The 17,819-nt window shown below is 70.5% G+C and carries 13 protein-coding genes and 1 tRNA gene; 7 read left to right on the top strand and 7 right to left on the bottom strand.

Annotated elements, in window-relative coordinates; translation table 11 throughout:
* Positions 1–109 precede the first annotated feature (109 nt).
* The 3 genes from IE313_RS19975 to IE313_RS19965 all read left to right on the top strand — a co-directional run bounded on the left by IE313_RS19975 (position 110) and on the right by IE313_RS19965 (position 2,707).
* Entirely contained in the window at positions 110–808 is a 699-nt protein-coding gene (locus tag IE313_RS19975) for an alpha/beta fold hydrolase (protein ID WP_189934117.1), read from the top strand.
* 173 nt (positions 809–981) lie between these two features.
* Positions 982–1,836, top strand: a complete 855-nt coding sequence (locus IE313_RS19970) for an alpha/beta fold hydrolase (RefSeq protein WP_189934115.1) — start codon at positions 982–984, stop codon at positions 1,834–1,836.
* A 100-nt stretch (positions 1,837–1,936) separates the two neighbouring features.
* Positions 1,937–2,707 carry an SDR family oxidoreductase gene (locus tag IE313_RS19965; RefSeq protein ID WP_189934113.1) on the top strand — a complete coding sequence of 257 codons (771 nt, stop codon included), beginning with the start codon at positions 1,937–1,939 and terminating at the stop codon, positions 2,705–2,707.
* Positions 2,708–3,195: 488 nt separating this feature from the next.
* On the opposite strand, the gene IE313_RS19960 is transcribed toward IE313_RS19965, so the two are convergent.
* From IE313_RS19960 to sucC, 4 genes are all read right to left on the bottom strand, one after another.
* Positions 3,196–3,283, bottom strand: a tRNA-Leu gene (locus tag IE313_RS19960).
* A 179-nt stretch (positions 3,284–3,462) separates the two neighbouring features.
* Positions 3,463–5,004, bottom strand: a complete 1,542-nt coding sequence (locus IE313_RS19955; protein WP_189934111.1) for an aldehyde dehydrogenase family protein — start codon at positions 5,002–5,004, stop codon at positions 3,463–3,465.
* Positions 5,005–5,142: 138 nt separating this feature from the next.
* The gene (sucD, locus tag IE313_RS19950; protein ID WP_189934109.1) at positions 5,143–6,054 is read right to left on the bottom strand and encodes a succinate--CoA ligase subunit alpha; all 912 of its coding nucleotides are present in this window, start codon (positions 6,052–6,054) and stop codon (positions 5,143–5,145) included.
* A gap of 11 nt (positions 6,055–6,065) precedes the next feature.
* Positions 6,066–7,205, bottom strand: a complete 1,140-nt coding sequence (sucC, locus tag IE313_RS19945) for an ADP-forming succinate--CoA ligase subunit beta (RefSeq protein ID WP_189934107.1) — start codon at positions 7,203–7,205, stop codon at positions 6,066–6,068.
* Between the two features lie 247 nt (positions 7,206–7,452).
* On the opposite strand from sucC, the gene IE313_RS19940 reads away from it, so the two are divergent.
* The 4 genes from IE313_RS19940 to IE313_RS19925 all read left to right on the top strand — a co-directional run bounded on the left by IE313_RS19940 (position 7,453) and on the right by IE313_RS19925 (position 14,011).
* Positions 7,453–9,147, top strand: coding sequence for a thiamine pyrophosphate-binding protein (locus tag IE313_RS19940; RefSeq protein ID WP_189934105.1), 1,695 nt, complete (start codon positions 7,453–7,455; stop codon positions 9,145–9,147).
* A gap of 12 nt (positions 9,148–9,159) precedes the next feature.
* Complete coding sequence (gene frc, locus IE313_RS19935) at positions 9,160–10,401, top strand: formyl-CoA transferase (protein ID WP_189934103.1); 1,242 nt, start codon at positions 9,160–9,162, stop codon at positions 10,399–10,401.
* Positions 10,402–10,405: 4 nt separating this feature from the next.
* Positions 10,406–12,541 (top strand): acetate--CoA ligase family protein, encoded by a 2,136-nt coding sequence (locus tag IE313_RS19930; protein ID WP_189934460.1) that lies wholly within the window; start codon positions 10,406–10,408, stop codon positions 12,539–12,541.
* Positions 12,542–12,610: 69 nt separating this feature from the next.
* Entirely contained in the window at positions 12,611–14,011 is a 1,401-nt protein-coding gene (locus IE313_RS19925; RefSeq protein WP_189934101.1) for an OFA family MFS transporter, read from the top strand.
* Between the two features lie 18 nt (positions 14,012–14,029).
* On the opposite strand, the gene IE313_RS19920 is transcribed toward IE313_RS19925, so the two are convergent.
* From IE313_RS19920 to eboE, 3 genes are all read right to left on the bottom strand, one after another.
* Positions 14,030–15,091: a sugar phosphate isomerase/epimerase family protein gene (locus tag IE313_RS19920; RefSeq protein ID WP_189934099.1), complete on the bottom strand. Its 1,062-nt coding sequence runs from the start codon at positions 15,089–15,091 to the stop codon at positions 14,030–14,032.
* A gap of 121 nt (positions 15,092–15,212) precedes the next feature.
* A complete protein-coding gene (locus tag IE313_RS19915) occupies positions 15,213–16,652 on the bottom strand; it encodes an alkaline phosphatase family protein (protein ID WP_189934097.1) in 1,440 nt (479 codons plus the stop codon).
* Positions 16,649–17,818, bottom strand: coding sequence for a metabolite traffic protein EboE (gene eboE / locus IE313_RS19910; protein ID WP_189934095.1), 1,170 nt, complete (start codon positions 17,816–17,818; stop codon positions 16,649–16,651). The genes IE313_RS19915 and eboE overlap by 4 nt, the downstream gene beginning before the upstream one ends.
* Position 17,819 lies beyond the last annotated feature (1 nt).

Below are 17,819 nucleotides of genomic sequence, written 5' to 3'. Positions count from 1 at the left end.
AAAGGTAACCCCCCTGCGGGTCGTTGACAAGTTACTCCCGCTTTCGTAACCTCCTCAGCGTGAACAAGACGGTTAGCCACCATGGCCGACCATCCGAAAGGAGTGGGGAATGCCCGGGAGCAACGTCGTAGCGGTGTTGGCACACGGCGCTTGGACCGACGGTTCGAGCTGGAGAAGGGTGGTCGCCGGACTGCGTTCCAAAGGGGTGAGAGCCGTCGCCGCACCGCTGCCGCTGACCTCGCTGGCAGATGACGTCGCCGCGCTCGATCGCACCCTGGAGCTGGTCGACGGGCCCGCGGTGCTGGTCGGGCATGCGTACGCGGGCGCGGTCATCGCGTCGACGGCCGACCGGAAGGTCGCGTCACTGGTCTACGTCGCAGCCCTGGCGCCGGACGAGGGCGAGACCGTGGCCGACCTCTTCTACCGGGCGCGGCCGCATCCGGATGCTCCGCAGCTCGGCCCTGATCGACACGAGCTGATCTGGCTGCCCGAGGACGCGTTCGCCAGGGCCTTCGCCCAGCAGGCGACGGCCGAGGAGCAGGCAGAGCTGGCCGCCGCCCAGCGACCGCTGGCGGCCCGGAGCATCGGGGTCCCGGTGGGGCGCCCGGTCTGGAGGGACAGGCCGAGCTGGTTCCTGGTGGCCGAGGAGGACCGCATGATCCCCGCGGAGACCCAGCGCTTCGCGGCCGAGCGCATGGGCGCGAAGGTGCGCACGGCGCCCGTCGACCACATGCCCATGCTCACGGCGCCATCCGTGGTCACCGACATCGTGCTGGAAGCCGTGCGCGAGGTCGATCCGGGTCGTTGACGGACCCACCGGACGGCCCGTGCGGCACTCGCACACAAGGACGCATCAGGCGGGGAAAGCGCCATGTCGCCTCGCCCATAACCAGCCCATACCTTACAAAGAAGTTACTTGAAATCTACACACGCCGGCGGTCGCACCCCGCCGGCCGCATCCCTGGAGAAAGGTGAACCGACATGACCGACATCGCCTACCGCACGGCGGACGTGGACGGCCTTGAGGTCTTCTACCGCGAGGCGGGCCGACCCGACGCACCGACGCTGCTCCTGCTGCACGGCTTCCCGTCCGCGAGCCATATGTTCCGGGAGCTGATCCCCCTGCTCGCCGACCGGTTCCACATCGTCGCTCCCGACCTTCCCGGCTTCGGCAGGTCGGGCATGCCCGCACGGGAGGAATTCGACTACACGTTCGAGCACCTCGCGGATGTGATCGATCGGCTCACGGAGATCCTCGGCCTGGACCGCTTCGCCATGTACGTGTTCGACTACGGCGCACCGGTCGGGTTCCGGATCGCCACCAGGCACCCCGAGCGGATCACCGCCATCGTCTCGCAGAACGGCAACGCGTACGAGGAGGGGCTGAGCGACGCGTGGGGTCCCGTCCAGGCGTACTGGGCGGAGCCGTCGCAGTCCAATCGGGACGCGATCCGGATGCTCGTGCAGCCGGACACGACCGTCTGGCAGTACACGCACGGTGTCCCCGACGCGAGCCGGGTCAGCCCGGACGGCTACGGGCTGGACAACCACTACCTCGCGCGCAACGGTGCGGAGGACATCCAGCTCGACCTGTTCCTCGACTACGCGACCAATGTCGCGCTGTACCCGCGGTTCCAGGAGTACTTCCGGACCAGCCGACCGCCGCTGCTCGCCGTGTGGGGCAGGAACGACCCCTTCTTCCTGCCGGCCGGAGCCGAGGCGTTCAGGCGCGACATCCCCCAGGCCGATGTCCGCTTCGTGGAGACCGGTCATTTCGCCCTGGAGACACACGTCGAGGAGATCGCGGCCGCGATCCGGGAGTTCCTCACGGCCTGAGCGCCGCAGGGCGGGGTTCCGAGCCGCGCTTTCATCCGTTCGGGGGTCGGTCGACATGGCGGACCGCCGGCACATCCGCACACAGCGAAGGGGGAGTCGAATGCCGGACTCCGTAGCAGTGGTCACCGGGGCCAGCCAAGGTATCGGCCGTTCCACGGCGATCCGGTTGGCGCGGGACTTCGCCCACGTCGTTCTCGTCGCCCGCAGTCGATCCCGTCTGGAGGACACCGCTTCCCGCGTCAGGGCGGCCGGAGCAGAAGCTCTCGCCGTCGACCTGGACCTCGCGGATCGCTCAGCGGCCGGGGCGGTGGTGGCACGGACGAGGGAGGCGTTCGGCCGTATCGACGCCCTGGTCAACATCGCGGGCGCCGTCCCGCAGATCGATCTGTTCGAGATGACCGACGAGCAGTGGGACGCGGGGATGGAACTCAAACTCCACGGCGCCCGGCGCCTGACGGTCGCGGCATGGCCGGCACTGGCCGAGGCGAAGGGCTCGGTCGTCCTTATGTCGGGTAACACCGCTGTTTCCCCCGAGCCCGCCGCCGCGGCCGTGGGCACGATCAACGCCGCGATCGCCGCCCTCGCGAAGGCGTTCTCCGAGCGCGGCATCGATGACGGCGTCAGCGTCAACAGCGTCCTGCCGGGGGCGGTCATGACCGGCCGCCGCCGTTCGTTCCTCGAGAAGTGGGCTCCTTCTCACGGGATGACCGTCGAGGAGGCGATCGACCGGTTCCCCGGGAGAGCCGGCATCGCACGCTTCGGTCAACCGGAGGAGATCGCCGAGCTCATGGCCTTTCTCGTCTCGCCGGCAGCGAGGTGGATGACCGGGTCGGCGCTGCGCATGGACGGAGGCGAGGTCAAGGCTGTGTGACCCGGCGCCCCGGCCGGCGGTGCGAGGACCGGGAGCCGGAGTGCCGCACCCAGGGTGTCCCGGGGCGGTGTCCTTGGCTGCTCGGGACGGCAAGCCCGTCGGCACCGAAGGCGAACGGCAGATCCTCGCGGGTGGGCCCGGGGTCCGTCATCCACCTTCGGTCGGAACAGCGGTGGCGCTCCGGGCGGATCGAGGCAGCTCGGCACGTCACCGCTCACCCGTGGGGCGAACACCGCGCGGGCCGAGCGTGCGCCGCCGTGCCAGGGACCGTCCTGCCGGTCTCGACCTCAACGCCTTCGCGGAGGCCGCCGACACCATCGCTCGCGCTGAGCCGGGGCCACCGACTCGCCGCCACCTGCGCGCACCCCGCCGAGTTCGGACGCCACCGAACACCGCGAGCATGCGGGAGTTCCCGCGGACGGGTCCCACCTCACGGTCCCGCACAATGCAGATTCCCCGCGGTCGCAGAGCGACCGCGGGGAATCGGTTGGTGTCCGAGGGGGGACTTGAACCCCCACGCCCGATAAAGGGCACTAGCACCTCAAGCTAGCGCGTCTGCCATTCCGCCACCCGGACCAGGTGCGCCGCTCGCGGGGTGATCCCCGCGGCGACACACACAACAATACCAAGCTTTCGGAGCGGCTTTCACCTGCGTATCTGCCCGCCTCGGCGGAGGCAGGCGGCGGGTGCGGCCGGGTACCCGCGGACACCGTCCGCGAGTTCCCGGCCGCGGTGGGTGACCGGAACCCGGCGGATCACGGCATGAGCTGGTACTCCGGGAAGTTCCCCGGCAGCCGCTCCCCCCTCGCCCCCTGCGTCACGGCCCGCACCAGGAGCTCACCGCCGACGAAGGCACCGCGCCAGGACGCGCCGAAGCCGCCGAAGAGCTCGTCACGGTCGCCGCGGGAGCGCGCCGTGCCGTGGCCGACCTTGAAGGCGCGGACCTGCGGGGCCAGACGCTCGTACACCGAGCGGTCGTCGGTGGCCAGGGTGGCGACCAGCGCGCCGTTCGAGGCGTTCATGGCGGCCAGCAGCTCGGCCTCGGTGTCGACGAGGACGATGGTGTCGACGGGGCCGAAGGGCTCCGCGTGGTGCAGCGGGGAGGACGGGGGCGGGTTGAGGAGGGTGACCGGCGGCAGGTAGGCGGAGGTGTCCTGGCCCGGCAGGAAGCGGCCGTCCTCAAGGGTCCCGCGGTGCAGGGGCACGGCCCCGCGGTCGACGGCCTCCGCCACCTGGTCGTTGAGCTCCTTGGCCTTGGCGGCGCTGATCAGGGGACCATAGTCCAGGTCCGGGCAGGGGTCGTCGCGCTGCTCGACGGCCAGCGGGTGCCCGATCCGCACGGTGCGTACGGCGGGCAGGTAGGCGTCGAGGAAGTCGTTGAACAGGCAGCGTTGGACGACGAAGCGGGGGTAGGCCGTGCAGCGCTGCTTGCCGTAGTCGAAGAGTTTGGGGACGGTGGCGGCGAGCCGGTCCCAGTCGGAGAAGTTCCAGATGCCCCAGGTGTTCAGTCCCTCCTGTTCGAGGATGTGGCGTTTGCCCAGGTCGGCGACGGCGGTGGCGACGGCGGCACCGGTGTCGCGGCCGCCCACGAACGACACGCAGCCGATCTCGGGTGCCCGCACCAGCGGCTTGGTGAGCTGTCCGCCGCTGCCGCTGACCAGGGTCACCGGGATGCCTTCGCGGGCGGCGAGCGCACAGGCCAGGGTGAGGCAGGAGACACCGCCGTCGGTCGGCGCCTTGGCGATCACTGCGTTGCCGGCGAGTGCCTGCACCAGCATGGCGTGCACCAGCACGGACATGGGGTAGTTCCAGCTTGCGATGTTGGAGACCGGGCCGTCCAGCGGGACCCGGTCCTCGAGCATCGCCTCGATGCCGTCGACGTACCAGCGCACGCCGTCGATGGCACGGTCGACGTCGGCCTGCGCGAGCCGCCAGGGCTTGCCGATCTCCCAGACCAGCAGCAGGGCCAGTAGCTCGCGGTGCTGGGTGAGGGCGTCGAGCGTGGCGGCGACCCGGGCGCGGCGCTCGCCGACCGCGATGTGCCGCCAGGCGCGGTGCTGGTCGAGCGCGGCGCGCACGGCCCGCTGTGCGGTGTCGGGGTCGAGGCGGGGCGGTCCCGCGACGGGGGTCTGGTCGACGGGGCTGGCGGCGGGCAGGGCCCGGCCGTCCGCCTGCCAGGTGGAGTCCCACAGGTTGAGGACGCGGTCGTCGCGGAACGCCTGCGGCGCGATCGCCACACAGCGCTGCCAGGCGTCGGACCAGGAAGTGCGGGCTTTCAGAGTCAGGGTGGGTGGCATGGGGGGTCTCCGCTCACGGTGCACAGTCGGGGCGGGATGGGTCCCATCGTCCGCACGGCCCGGCTCGCCGGACTCGTCCGTGGCGATCGGGCCGGGGGTGCGGTACCCGCACGGGGCGGGCACCGCCATGCGCCGGTGTCATGTCCGCAACTGGTCGAGGACGAGTCGGGCGGCCTCGGTGGGGGTGGCGCCGACCCGTACGCCGGCGGCCTCCAGCGCGGCCTGCTTGGCGGCCGCAGTGCCCGAGGAGCCGGAGACGATGGCCCCGGCGTGGCCCATGGTCTTGCCCTCCGGGGCGGTGAAGCCGGCGATGTAGCCCACCACGGGCTTGGTGACGCGGTCGCGGATGTAGGCGGCGGCGCGCTCCTCGGCGTCGCCGCCGATCTCCCCGATGAGGACGATCAGGTCGGTGTCGGGGTCCTCCTGGAAGGCGGCCAGGCAGTCGATGTGGGTGGTGCCGATGACGGGGTCGCCGCCGATGCCGACGCAGGTGGAGAAGCCGATGTCGCGCAGTTCGTACATGAGCTGGTAGGTGAGGGTGCCGGACTTGGACACCAGGCCGATCCGGCCCGGCTTGGTGATGTCGGCGGGGATGATGCCGGCGTTGGCCTGGCCCGGGGTGATCAGCCCCGGGCAGTTGGGGCCGATGACCCGGGTGCCCCTGGCCCTGGCGTGGGCCTGGAAGGCGACGGCGTCGTGCACCGGGATGCCCTCGGTGATCACCACGGCGAGGCCGATGCCGGCGTCGGCGGCCTCCACGACCGCGGCCTTGGCGAAGGCGGGCGGTACGAAGACCACGCTGACGTCGGCGCCGGTCGCGTCCATGCCCTCGCGCACGGATCCGTACACGGGGACCGCGCTGGGGGCGCCTGCCAGACCTTCGAGGTCCCGGGGGACGTCGAAGTCGACGGTGCGGCCCGCCTTGCGCGGGTTGACGCCGCCGACGACGTTCGTGCCGGCGGCGAGCATCCTGCGGGTGTGCTTCATGCCCTCGCCACCGGTCATGCCCTGGACGAGGACCTTGCTCTCCTTGGTGAGGTAGATGGCCATGTCCCGGCTCCTTAGTGCGCGTGGGCGAGTTCGGCGGCGCGGCGCGCCGCGCCGTCCATGGAGGTGGCCTGCTCGACGAGCGGGTGGCGGTGCGCGTCGAGGATGGTGCGGCCCCGTACGGCGTTGTTGCCGTCGAGCCGTACGACGAGGGGCTTGGTGAGCCGTACCGTCTCCAGGGCCTGCACGATGCCGTCGGCGACGGCGTCGCAGGCGGTGATGCCGCCGAAGACGTTGACGAACACGGATTTGACGCCGGGGTCGGCCAGGATGACGCCGAGGCCGTCGGCCATCACCTGGGCGGACGCGCCGCCGCCGATGTCCAGGAAGTTCGCGGGGCGGGCGCCGCAGCCGGCCACCACGTCGAGGGTGGACATGACGAGGCCCGCGCCGTTTCCGATGATGCCGACCTCGCCGTCGAGCTTGACGTAGTTGAGGCCCTTCTCGGCGGCAGCGGCCTCCAGTGCGTCGCCCTCGTCGTCGAGGGCGGCGAGGTCGTCGCCCCAGCGGGTCTGCCTGAAGCGCGCGTTGTCGTCGAGGGTGACCTTGGCGTCCAGGGCGAGTATCCGGCCCTGCACGGTGCGGACCAGCGGGTTGACCTCGACGAGGAGGGCGTCCTCGCGCACCAGCACGTCCCAGAGCCTGACGAGGACGTCCACCGTCTGCGGCGGCAGTCCAGCGGCGGAGGCGATCTCGGCGGCGCGAGCCGTGGTGACGCCCTCCCCGGGGTCGACGGGGATGCGCGCGACGGCCTCCGGGCGGGTGGCGGCCACCTCCTCGATGTCCATGCCGCCCTCGGCGGACGCGATGGCGAGGAAGCGGCCGGTGGCGCGGTCGAGCACGTAGGAGACGTAGTACTCCCGCTCGATGTCGACCGGCTCGGCGACCATCACCTTGCGCACGGTGTGGCCCTTGATGTCCATGCCGAGGATCTGCCGGGCGGTGAGTTCGGCGGCCGCGGGATCGGCGGCGATCTTCACTCCGCCCGCCTTGCCGCGGCCCCCCGTCTTGACCTGCGCCTTGACGACGACGCGTCCGCCCAGCCGGCGGGCGATCTCGCGGGCCCCCTGGGGGACGTCGGTGACCTCCGCCTTCGGTACCACGATGCCGTGTTCCTCGAGGAGTTCCCTTGCCTGGTGTTCGTACAGGTCCATCTCGGCTCCTGACTGCTGTGGCCGCCGGGTGAAGATCCCTCTGCGGCTCGAAAAGTGGTGCACGCCCCCTGGACACCACCCACCGGAATGCGGGATAACAAGCTTCATACAGTATTCGTCGACTGTATGCAATCTACTCAATACCGCAGACAACGCCACAGCAGAAGCCGGCAGCACACCCGGTGAGAGCCCCTACGAGCAGCACGGGAGCACTCGCCCCTCCCCTACGAAGGGACAGGACTCCGCCATGTCCGACGAGAGCAGCGACACGACCCCCGACCTCATCTCCGGCGGGCATCTGGTCGCCAAGGCGCTCAAAGCAGAGGGCGTCGACGTCATCTACACCCTCTGCGGCGGCCACATCATCGACATCTATGACGGCTGCGTCGACGAAGGCATAGAGGTCGTCGATGTACGCCACGAGCAGGTCGCGGCCCACGCGGCCGACGGGTACGCGCGCATCACGGGCAAGCCCGGTTGCGCGGTCGTCACCGCGGGACCCGGCACCACCGACGCCGTCACCGGTGTCGCCAACGCGTTCCGCGCCGAGTCCCCGATGCTGCTGATCGGCGGCCAGGGCGCGCACACCCAGCACAAGATGGGGTCCCTCCAGGACCTCCCGCACGTCGACATGATGACGCCGATCACCAAGTTCGCCGCGACGGTGCCGGACACCGCACGCGCCGCGGACATGGTGTCGATGGCCTTCCGCGAGTGCTACCACGGCGCCCCCGGCCCGTCGTTCCTGGAGATCCCCCGGGACGTCCTGGACGCCAAGGTGCCGGTCGGCAAGGCCCGCGTCCCGAAGGCCGGGCAGTACCGCGCCTCCACCCGCAGCGCCGGCGACCCCGAGGCGATCGAGAAGCTCGCCGACCTGCTGGTGCACGCCGAGAAGCCGGCGATCCTGCTGGGCAGCCAGGTCTGGACGACCCGCGGCACCGAGGCGGCCATCGAGCTGGTGCGCGCCCTGAACGTCCCCGCGTACATGAACGGCGCGGGACGCGGCACCCTCCCGCCGGGCGACCCGCACCACTTCCAGCTCTCCCGGCGCTACGCCTTCTCCAACGCCGACGTCATCGTGATCGTGGGCACGCCCTTCGACTTCCGCATGGGCTACGGCAAGCGGCTCTCGCAGGACGCCACGGTCGTGCAGATCGACCTGGACTACCGCACCGTCGGCAAGAACCGCGACATCGACCTGGGCATCGTGGGCGACGCGGGCCTGGTGCTGAAGTCCGTCGCCGAGGCCGCCTCCGGGCGCATCAACGGCGGTGCCTCCCGGCGCAAGGAGTGGCTGGACGAGCTGCGCGCGGCCGAGCAGGCGGCCCTGGAGAAGCGGCTGCCGAACCTCAGGTCCGACGCCTCGCCCATCCACCCCTACCGCCTGGTGAGCGAGATCAACGACTTCCTCACCGAGGACTCGATCTACATCGGCGACGGCGGCGACATCGTCACCTTCTCCGGGCAGGTCGTCCAGCCCAAGTCGCCGGGCCACTGGATGGACCCGGGCCCGCTCGGCACCCTCGGCGTCGGCATCCCGTTCGTGCTCGCCGCCAAGCAGGCGCGTCCCGACAAGGAGGTCGTCGCGCTCTTCGGCGACGGCGCCTTCAGCCTGACGGGCTGGGACTTCGAGACCCTGGTCCGCTACGACCTCCCGTTCGTCGGCATCGTCGGCAACAACTCGTCGATGAACCAGATCCGCTACGGCCAGAAGGTCAAGTACGGCGCGGAGCGGGAGCGGATCGGCAACACCCTGGGCGACGTGCACTACGACAAGTTCGCCCAGATGCTCGGCGGTTACGGCGAGGAGGTCCGCGACCCCGCGGACATCGGACCCGCGCTGCGCCGGGCGCGCGAGTCGGGCAAGCCCTCCCTGATCAACGTCTGGGTCGACCCCGACGCGTACGCACCAGGAACCATGAACCAGACCATGTACAAGTGAGGTGGACGCCACATGACCAGCACCGGGACCAAGGCACTTGAGGGCATCCGCGTCCTCGACATGACGCATGTCCAGTCCGGTCCGTCCGCAACCCAGCTACTCGCCTGGCTCGGGGCGGACGTCATCAAGCTGGAGGCGCCCACCGGCGACATCACCCGCAAGCAACTGCGGGACCTGCCGGACGTCGATTCGCTGTACTTCACGATGCTCAACTGCAACAAGCGCAGCATCACCCTCAACACCAAGTCGGAGCGCGGCAAGGAGCTGCTGACCGAGCTGATCCGCCGCTCCGACGTCATGGTCGAGAACTTCGGCCCGGGCGCGATCGACCGGATGGGCTTCACCTGGGACCGCATCCAGGAGATCAACCCGCGCATCGTCTACGCCTCGATCAAGGGCTTCGGCGAGGGGCCCTACACCAAGTTCAAGGCCTACGAAGTGGTGGCCCAGGCCATGGGCGGCTCGATGTCCACCACCGGCTTCGAGGACGGTCCGCCGCTGGCGACCGGTGCGCAGATCGGCGACTCCGGCACCGGTGTGCACGCGGTGGCCGGCATCCTCGCGGCGCTCTTCCAGCGCGAGAACACCGGCCGCGGACAGCGGGTGAACGTCGCCATGCAGCACGCGGTCCTCAACCTGTGCCGCGTCAAGCTGCGCGACCAGCAGCGCCTCGCGCACGGCCCGCTGCGCGAGTACCCCAACGACGACTTCGGCGACGAGGTGCCGAGGTCCGGCAACGCGTCGGGCGGCGGCCAGCCGGGCTGGGCCGTGAAGTGCTCGCCGGGCGGCCCGAACGACTACGTGTACGTGATCGTGCAGCCGGTCGGCTGGACGCCCATCTGCGAGCTGATCGGCCGGCCCGAGCTGGCCGAGGACCCCGAGTGGGCGACCCCGGAGGCCCGGCTGCCGAAGCTGGGCAAGATGTTCCAGCTCATCGAGGAGTGGTCCGCCACGCTCCCCAAGTGGGAGGTGCTGGAGAAGCTCAACGCCCACAACATCCCGTGCGGCCCGATCCTGTCGACGAAGGAGATCATCGAGGACTCCTCGCTGGTCGCCAACGAGATGGTCGTCGAGGTCGCCCACCCCGAGCGTGGTTCCTTCACCACGGTCGGCTCCCCCCTGAAGCTCTCCGACTCCCCCGTCGAGATCACCAGCTCGCCCCTGCTGGGCGAGCACAACGAAGAGGTGTTCGTCGGCGAACTGGGCCTCGGGGACGAGGAACTGCGCCTGCTCAAGTCGAACGGAGTGATCTGAATTGTTGGCCGAAGACCGCGTACAGAAGGTGCGGGGCCTCCTCGATGCCGTACGGGCAGAGGGACGCACCGCGCTGACCGCGCCCGAGGGCAAGGTGATCGCGGACGCCTACGGCATCGCTGTTCCCGGTGAGGAACTGGCGAAGGACGCCGACGAGGCGGTGGCCTTCGCGGCCCGCTTCGACGGCCCCGTCGTCATGAAGATCGTCTCGCCGGACATCCTGCACAAGACCGACGCCGGCGGTGTGATCGTCGGCGTGGAGGGCGGGGAGGACGTCAGGGCCGCCTTCCACAAGATCATCGAGAATGCCCGTGCCTACGCGCCGCAGGCCCGCATCGAGGGCGTCCAGGTGCAGGAGCTGCTGCCCCAGGGGCAGGAGGTGATCGTCGGGGCGGTGACCGACCCGACGTTCGGGAAGGTGGTCGCCTTCGGCCTCGGCGGGGTGCTGGTCGAGGTCCTCAAGGACGTCACGTTCCGTCTCGCGCCGGTGGACGCCGACGAGGCGGAGTCCATGCTCGACTCCATCCGGGCCGCGGAGATCCTGCGCGGGGTGCGCGGCCGGCAGCCGGTGCACCGCGCGGCGCTCGCCGAGCAGATCCGCCGGGTCTCCGAGCTGGTCACCGACTTCCCCGAGATCGCCGAGGTGGACCTCAACCCGGTGATCGCCACCGCGCAGAGCGCCGTCGCCGCGGACATCCGGGTGATCCTTGCCGAGGGCACGCCGAAGAAGCGGCGCACGTACGGGCGCGAGGAGATCCTCGTCTCGATGCGCCGGCTCATGGAGCCCCGCTCGATCGCCGTGATCGGCGCCTCCAACGAGGCGGGCAAGATCGGCAATTCGGTGATGCGCAACCTCATCGACGGCGGATTCTCCGGGGAGATCCACCCGGTGAACCCCAAGTCCGACGACATCCTGGGCCGCAAGGCGTACAAGACCGTCACGGACGTGCCCGGCGACGTGGACGTGGCAGTCTTCGCGATCCCCGCCAAGTTCGTGGCGTCGGCGCTGAAGGAGGTGGGCCGCAAGGGCATCCCGAACGCGGTCCTGATCCCCTCCGGCTTCGCCGAGACCGGCGAGCACGAGATGCAGGACGAGATCGTCTCGATCGCCGAGGAGCACGGCGTCCGGTTGCTGGGGCCGAACATCTACGGCTACTACGCGACCTGGCAGGACCTGTGCGCCACGTTCTGCACCCCGTACGACGTCAAGGGCGGGGTGGCGCTGACCTCGCAGTCCGGTGGCATCGGCATGGCCATCCTGGGCTTCGCGAGGACCACGAGGACCGGGGTCTCGGCGATCGTCGGTCTTGGCAACAAGTCCGACATCGACGAGGACGACCTGCTCACCTGGTTCGGCGAGGACCCGCACACGGAGTGCATCGCCATGCACCTGGAGGACCTCAAGGACGGCCGTGCCTTCTTCGACGCCGCCCGTGCGACGGTGCCCAAGAAGCCCGTGGTGGTCCTCAAGGCCGGCCGGACGGCGGCGGGCGCCAAGGCGGCCGGCTCGCACACCGGCGCGCTCGCGGGCGACGACGCCGTGTACGACGACATCCTGCGGCAGGCCGGTGTGATCCGCGCTCCCGGCCTGAACGACATGCTGGAGTACGCGCGGGCGCTGCCCGTGCTGCCCACCCCGCAGGGCGACAACATCGTCATCATCACGGGTGCCGGCGGCAGCGGCGTGCTGCTGTCCGACGCGGTCACCGACAGCGGCCTGTCGCTGATGGAGATCCCGGACGACCTCGACGCGTCGTTCCGCGAGTTCATCCCGCCCTTCGGCGCGGCCGGCAACCCGGTGGACATCACGGGCGGCGAGCCCCCGTCGACGTACGAGGCGACGATCAGGCTGGGCCTTGAGGACCCGCGCATCCATGCGCTGGTGCTGGGCTACTGGCACACGATCGTGACCCCGCCGATGGTCTTCGCCGAGCTGACCGCGCGCGTGGTGGCCGAGTTCCGCGAGCGCGGCATCGAGAAGCCGGTCGTGGCTTCGCTGGCGGGCGACACCGAGGTCGAGGAGGCATGCGCCTACCTCTACGAGCGCGGTGTCGTCGCCTACCCCTATACCACCGAGAAGCCGGTTCAGGTGCTCGGTGCGAAATACCGCTGGGCAAGGGCTGCCGGGCTGCTCACCTAGCCCTTCCCGAGCGGGCGAAAGGTTTGGACAGGGGGCGCTGGCCAGTTCTTTCGAAAGCAAGGGGACGACATGAGCACAGCTGAACAACCGGACGTGGCGACGGCCCCGTACCGGGAAGTGACGGACGGCAAGGGCCGCGTGTATCGCATCGGTGAGTCCGACCGGGACATCCTCGGTCACTCACGCAAGCTCATGGTGTACCTGCCGTGGGTCGCGATGATGGCCATCAGTGTCTTCGAGTACGCCTACGGGTCGGCGGAGGACACGCTCTCCTCGGCACACCACTGGACGCAGAGCAACACCTTCTGGATCCTGAGCGTCTGGACGTTCTTCCAGGCCGGGGTCTCCTTCCCGACCGGATGGATGCGGGAGAGGGGCATCCTCAAGGCGCGCGGAGCCATGCTCGCCGGCTCCGTACTCGCCCTGCTGGGATTCCTCTCGATATCCCACTTCCACAACGTCTGGATGGCGATCCTCGGATTCGGCGTGCTGGGCGGTGTCGGGTCCGGGTTCGTCTACTCGACCTGCATCAACATGGTGGGCAAGTGGTTCCCGGAGAAGCGGGGCGGCAAGACGGGATTCGTCAACGGCGGGTTCGCCTACGGCTCCCTGCCGTTCATCTTCGTCTTCAACTTCGCCTTCGACACCAGCGACTACCAGGAAGTGCTCGACCTGATCGGGGTGTTCGTGCTGGTCGTGGTCGCGGTCTGCGGCTGGTTCTTCATGGACCCGCCGAAGAACTGGTGGCCGGCGGAGGTCGATCCGCTGAAGTACCAGCAGGCCGGCAGCAAGACCGCCCGGAGCCTCGCGAAGAACCCTCCGGCGACCAAGCAGTACACCCCGATCGAGGCCCTCAGGACCGGTCAGCTTCCGCTCATCTGGCTGCTGCTGGTCATCACCGCCGGTGTCTCCATCTTCGGCATCTCCTTCCAGGTGCCCTTCGCCAAGGATGTGGGCTTCGGTCCGCTCGTCGCGGCGAACTCGGCGGGCATCCTCGCGGTGGTCAACGGCATCGGCCGCGGCGTCGTGGGCTGGCTCTCCGACCTCTGGGGCCGCAAGAACGCACTGATCTTCGTGATCCTGGTGCTGGGCTTCTCGCAGTTCGGGGTGCTGTGGGCGGGCAACATCAACAACGAGACCCTGTTCCTGGTGTTCGCCTTCTTCTCCGGGTTCGGCGGCGGTGCGTTCTATCCGATGTTCGCCTCGCTCACACCGGACTACTTCGGTGAGAACAACAACGCCACCAACTACGGGATCGCCTACAGCGGAAAGGTGGTCAGCGGTCTGTTCGGCGGCGGCCTCGGGTCGATGGTCATCGACACCTGGGGATACGACGGCGCGTACACCACCGCCGGTGTGGTCTCCCTGGTGGCCGCGGGTCTGGCGCTCTTCCTGAGGCACCCGGGCCTGCCCCGGGGCAACAAGAGGATCACCCCGAACCCGCAGCCGATCAGCAGGGAAGTGGTGTGAGACGGAGCCGGCCGGCTCTCAGCAGCGCCCCTCGTTCAGTTCCAGCAAGTAGGCCGCGGAACGGCGGGCGGTGCTCAGGGAGTCGGCCGGCTGATCGTGTTCGACCTGCCAGTGGTGGTCCCGGCCCCTGTGGGTGCGGTTCACCGCGGTGAGGAAGGACTGGTAGTCGATGTCTCCGTCCCCGACGTCCACCATGTCGTAGCCGTCGGTGGCGGACTCGTCGTGTACGCCGTCCTTCACGTGGAACAGCGGGTAGCGGCCCGGGTGCCTGAGGACGTAGTCGATCGGCTCGAACGGGGCGGGGGTGCCGTCGGCGCGCCGGGAGAAGCGGAACTGCCCCGAGAACGCCCAGTAGATGTCCATCTCCAGGAAGACCAGGTCCGGGTCGGTCTCGGCGAGCAGCACGTCGTACAGGCGCACGTCGGGCCGGTCGGTCGCGAAGGCGAACTCCTCCGCGTGGTTGTGCTGGTAGAACTTGATGCCGCGCTCCCTGGCGGCGGCGCCGTAGGCGTTGAACTCCTGTGCCGCCCGCTTCCAGCCGTCCACCGTCGGGCCGTAGCGGCCGGGGTTGGACGCGGTGCCGACGTGCGGCAGACCGAGGGCCTCGGCGTCGTCGAGGACCTGGGTGAGGTTCTGCGCGAACGTGTAGGCGGACGGGTTGTTGTCGTCGTAGTAGCCGACGTGGCTGCCGATGGGTGTGAGGCCGTGGTCGTCGGCCAGGCCCTTCAGCTCGGCCAGGGTGAGCGGCCCCGTGCCCTGGGTGTAGCCGGCGAACTCGATCTCGTCGTAGCCGTACCGCTCGAGTTCGTCGAAGACCGCCGCGAACCCGGCGGAGGCGACCTTGTCGCGCAGCGTGTAGAGCTGGATGCCGAGGCGCCCCTTGGGGACGGCGCCGGGTCCGTGACCGCGGCCCCTGCCGTGGGCCGGGGCGGCCTGGGCCGCGGCGGCGGGCGCCCCGAGCAGGGCGGCGGCGGTGGCGCCCGCGGCCACGCCGAGCATGCCGCGTCTGCTGAGCCGGTGGGCGATCTCGGGGTCGTACGCCTTGCTGGACTCGGTGGCACGGCCGGAACGGTGGGTCATGCGGAAACTCCTCGGAATCGGGTGGCGTGGCGAGGGGTGGCGTGATGAGGGGTGGCGTGGCGAGGGGTGGTGGAGAGGGCCCGCTCGGCGGCACGGGGCGCCGTCGTCGGCGGCGGGTCGTTCACTTCAGACCGGCCAGCCGCAGCAGCAGGGACTTCACGTCGGTGGCCTCGACACGGCCACCGACGGCACGGGGGACGGAGCACAGGATGAGCGGACCGCCTGCGCTGTCACCGCTCGCGGGGAGGCGGCCGTGGCTGCCGCGCACGGGCGAGGCGTCCAGGGGCACCACCGCCATGCGGTAGCGCATGCCGAGCTTCTTTCGGGCCAGCGCGCCCGCGGCCTTGAGGCGGACGTACGGATCCTGCGGGTCCATGAACAGCTCGGCGGGGTCGTACCCGGGCTTGCGGTGGATCTCGACCAGTTGCGCGAAGTCGGGTGCACGGGCGTCGTCGAGCCAGTAGTAGTAGGTGAACCAGGCGTCCGGTTCCGCCACGGCGACCAGTTCGCCCGAGCGGGGATGGTCCAGGTGGTGGGCCTTCTTGCCCTCGTCGTCCAGCAGTTCGTCGATCCCGGGCAGCTCGCTCAGCACGGCACGGGTCGCCTCCAGGTCCTGCGGGTGCCGTACGTAGACGTGCGCGATCTGGTGGTCGGCGACCGCGAAGGCGCGTGAGGCCATCGGGTCCAGGTACTCCATGCCGTCCTGGGTGTGCACCTCGAGCAGCCCGGCACGGCGCAGGGCGCGGTTGATGTCGACCGGCCGGCTCACCCGCGTGATGCCGTACTCGGACAGGGCGACCACGGTGCGGCCCTCACGCCGGGCGTCCCGGAGCAGCGGTGCGAGCGCCGCGTCGAGGTCGGCCGCCGCACGGTGGGAGCGCGGGTCGTCGGGGCCGAAGCGCTGCAGGTCGTAGTCGAGGTGGGGGACGTAGCACAGGGCCAGGTCGGGGTGGCGGGTGCGCAGGATGTGGCGGGTGGCGTCGATGATCCACCGGCTGGAGACGAGGTCGGCGCCCGGGCCCCAGAAGTGGAAGAGCGGGAAGGTGCCGAGCTCGGCGGTGAGTTCGTCGTGCAGGGCCGGGGGCCTGGTGTAGCAGTCGGGTTCCTTGCGGCCGTCCGCGTAGTACACGGGCCGGGGGGTGATGGTGTAGTCGGTGTCCGCGCCCATGGCGTACCACCAGCAGATGTTGGCGACCGTGTAGCCGGGGTGGGTGCGCCGGGCGGCGTCCCAGAGCTTGTCGCCGGCCACCAGGCCGTTGTGCTGCCGCCACAGCAGTACGTCACCCAGCTCGCGGAAGTACCAGCCGTTGGCGACGATGCCGTGCTCGGCGGGGGTGGTGCCGGTGAGGAAGGTGGACTGCGCGGTGCACGTGACCGCCGGGAGCACGGTGCCGAGCTCGGCGTGGGAGCCGGTGCGGGCGAGCTCGCCGAGGTGGGGCATGTGGCCGAGCAGCCGGGGGGTGAGCCCGACCACGTCGACGACGAGCAGGGGGGTGGGCGCCGCGGGGGCGGCGGGGTCCTGGCGGGCGCCCGGGGCGGGCGCGGCTTCGGGGGGTGTCATGGGAGTTCCTTCAGGCCGAGGTCCGTCAGGAGGTCGCGGGCGAGGGTGAGTTCGGCGGCGATGCCGTCGGCGAGCTGCGTGCGGGCGCGCGGGCGCAGCTCGGCGGGGAGCGCCTGCCAGGTGTAGGTCTCGACCTCCAGGTGGCGGGTGAGGGGCGCCGGCCCGCCGACCAACCGGGTGAGGGTGTCGGTGAGGACGGGGAGCGTGGAGGTGAGCGGGGCGGCGGGGGCCGCGTGCAGGGGGACGTGGAAGTGCGCCCGCCAGGGGCCGGTGTCGGGCAGGGCGCCGCCGGCCAGCGCCTCGCCGAGGTCGTCGGTGCCCCTCAGCCCGGCCGGGGTGCGGGTGCGGGTCTGGTGCAGGAAGCGCGGCTCGTCGAAGGCCGCGAGCGCGGTGCGCACCGCGGGCCGGTGGGGGTGTTCGGCGTGCAGGGCCGCGGAGAGCTGCGACTTGACGACGGGGACGCGGGCGGCGGTGAGCGCGCCCAGGGCGGTGGCCGGGTCCTCGAAGGAGGTGGCGAGGTGGCAGGTGTCGACGCAGACGCCGATACGGGGGTGGCCGATCCCGGTGAGCGGAGCGATGGCGTCGCCGGTGGTCTCGACGGTGCAGCCGGGCTCCGGCTCCAGGCCGATCCTGATGGAACGCCCGGTCAGCTCCTCCAGTGCGTCCAGGCGCTCCCCGAGGGTGGCGAGGGCGGTGCGGGCGGTACGGGCCCTGGCCGTGTCGTAGCCGGTGCGCCAGGCCAGCGGGAGGGTCGAGATGGTGCCTTCTGTGACATCGTCCGGCAGCAGGGTGGCGAGCAGCCTGGCCAGGTCGGTGGTGTGCCTGAGTCGCTCGGCGTCGGCCCAGTCGGGCTTGTAGACGCGGTACTTGACCTGTTCGGAGCCGAAGCCCTCGTAGGGGAAGCCGTTGAGGGTGACCACTTCGAGGCCGCGCCGGTCGAGCTCGGCGCGCAGGCCGCGCAGCGCGGCGGGGTCGGTGACCAGCGTCTGCGCGGCATCCCTGGCCAGCCACAGGCCGATGCCGAGCCGGTCGCGGCCCAGCCGCTTGCGGACGGGCTCGCAGTGGTCCCGAAGCTGTGCGAGGACGCCCGCCAGCGTCTCGGCGGGATGGACGTTGGTGCAGTAGGCGAGGTGGACGACGGAGCCGTCGGGGTGGCGGAAGCGCATG

Origin of the sequence: Streptomyces sulfonofaciens (genome assembly GCF_014656295.1) — a bacterium.
GTDB lineage: Bacteria > Actinomycetota > Actinomycetes > Streptomycetales > Streptomycetaceae > Streptomyces > Streptomyces sulfonofaciens.
Note: the sequence above shows the minus strand (reverse complement) of the source record. Positions and strands in the feature narration are given on the sequence as shown.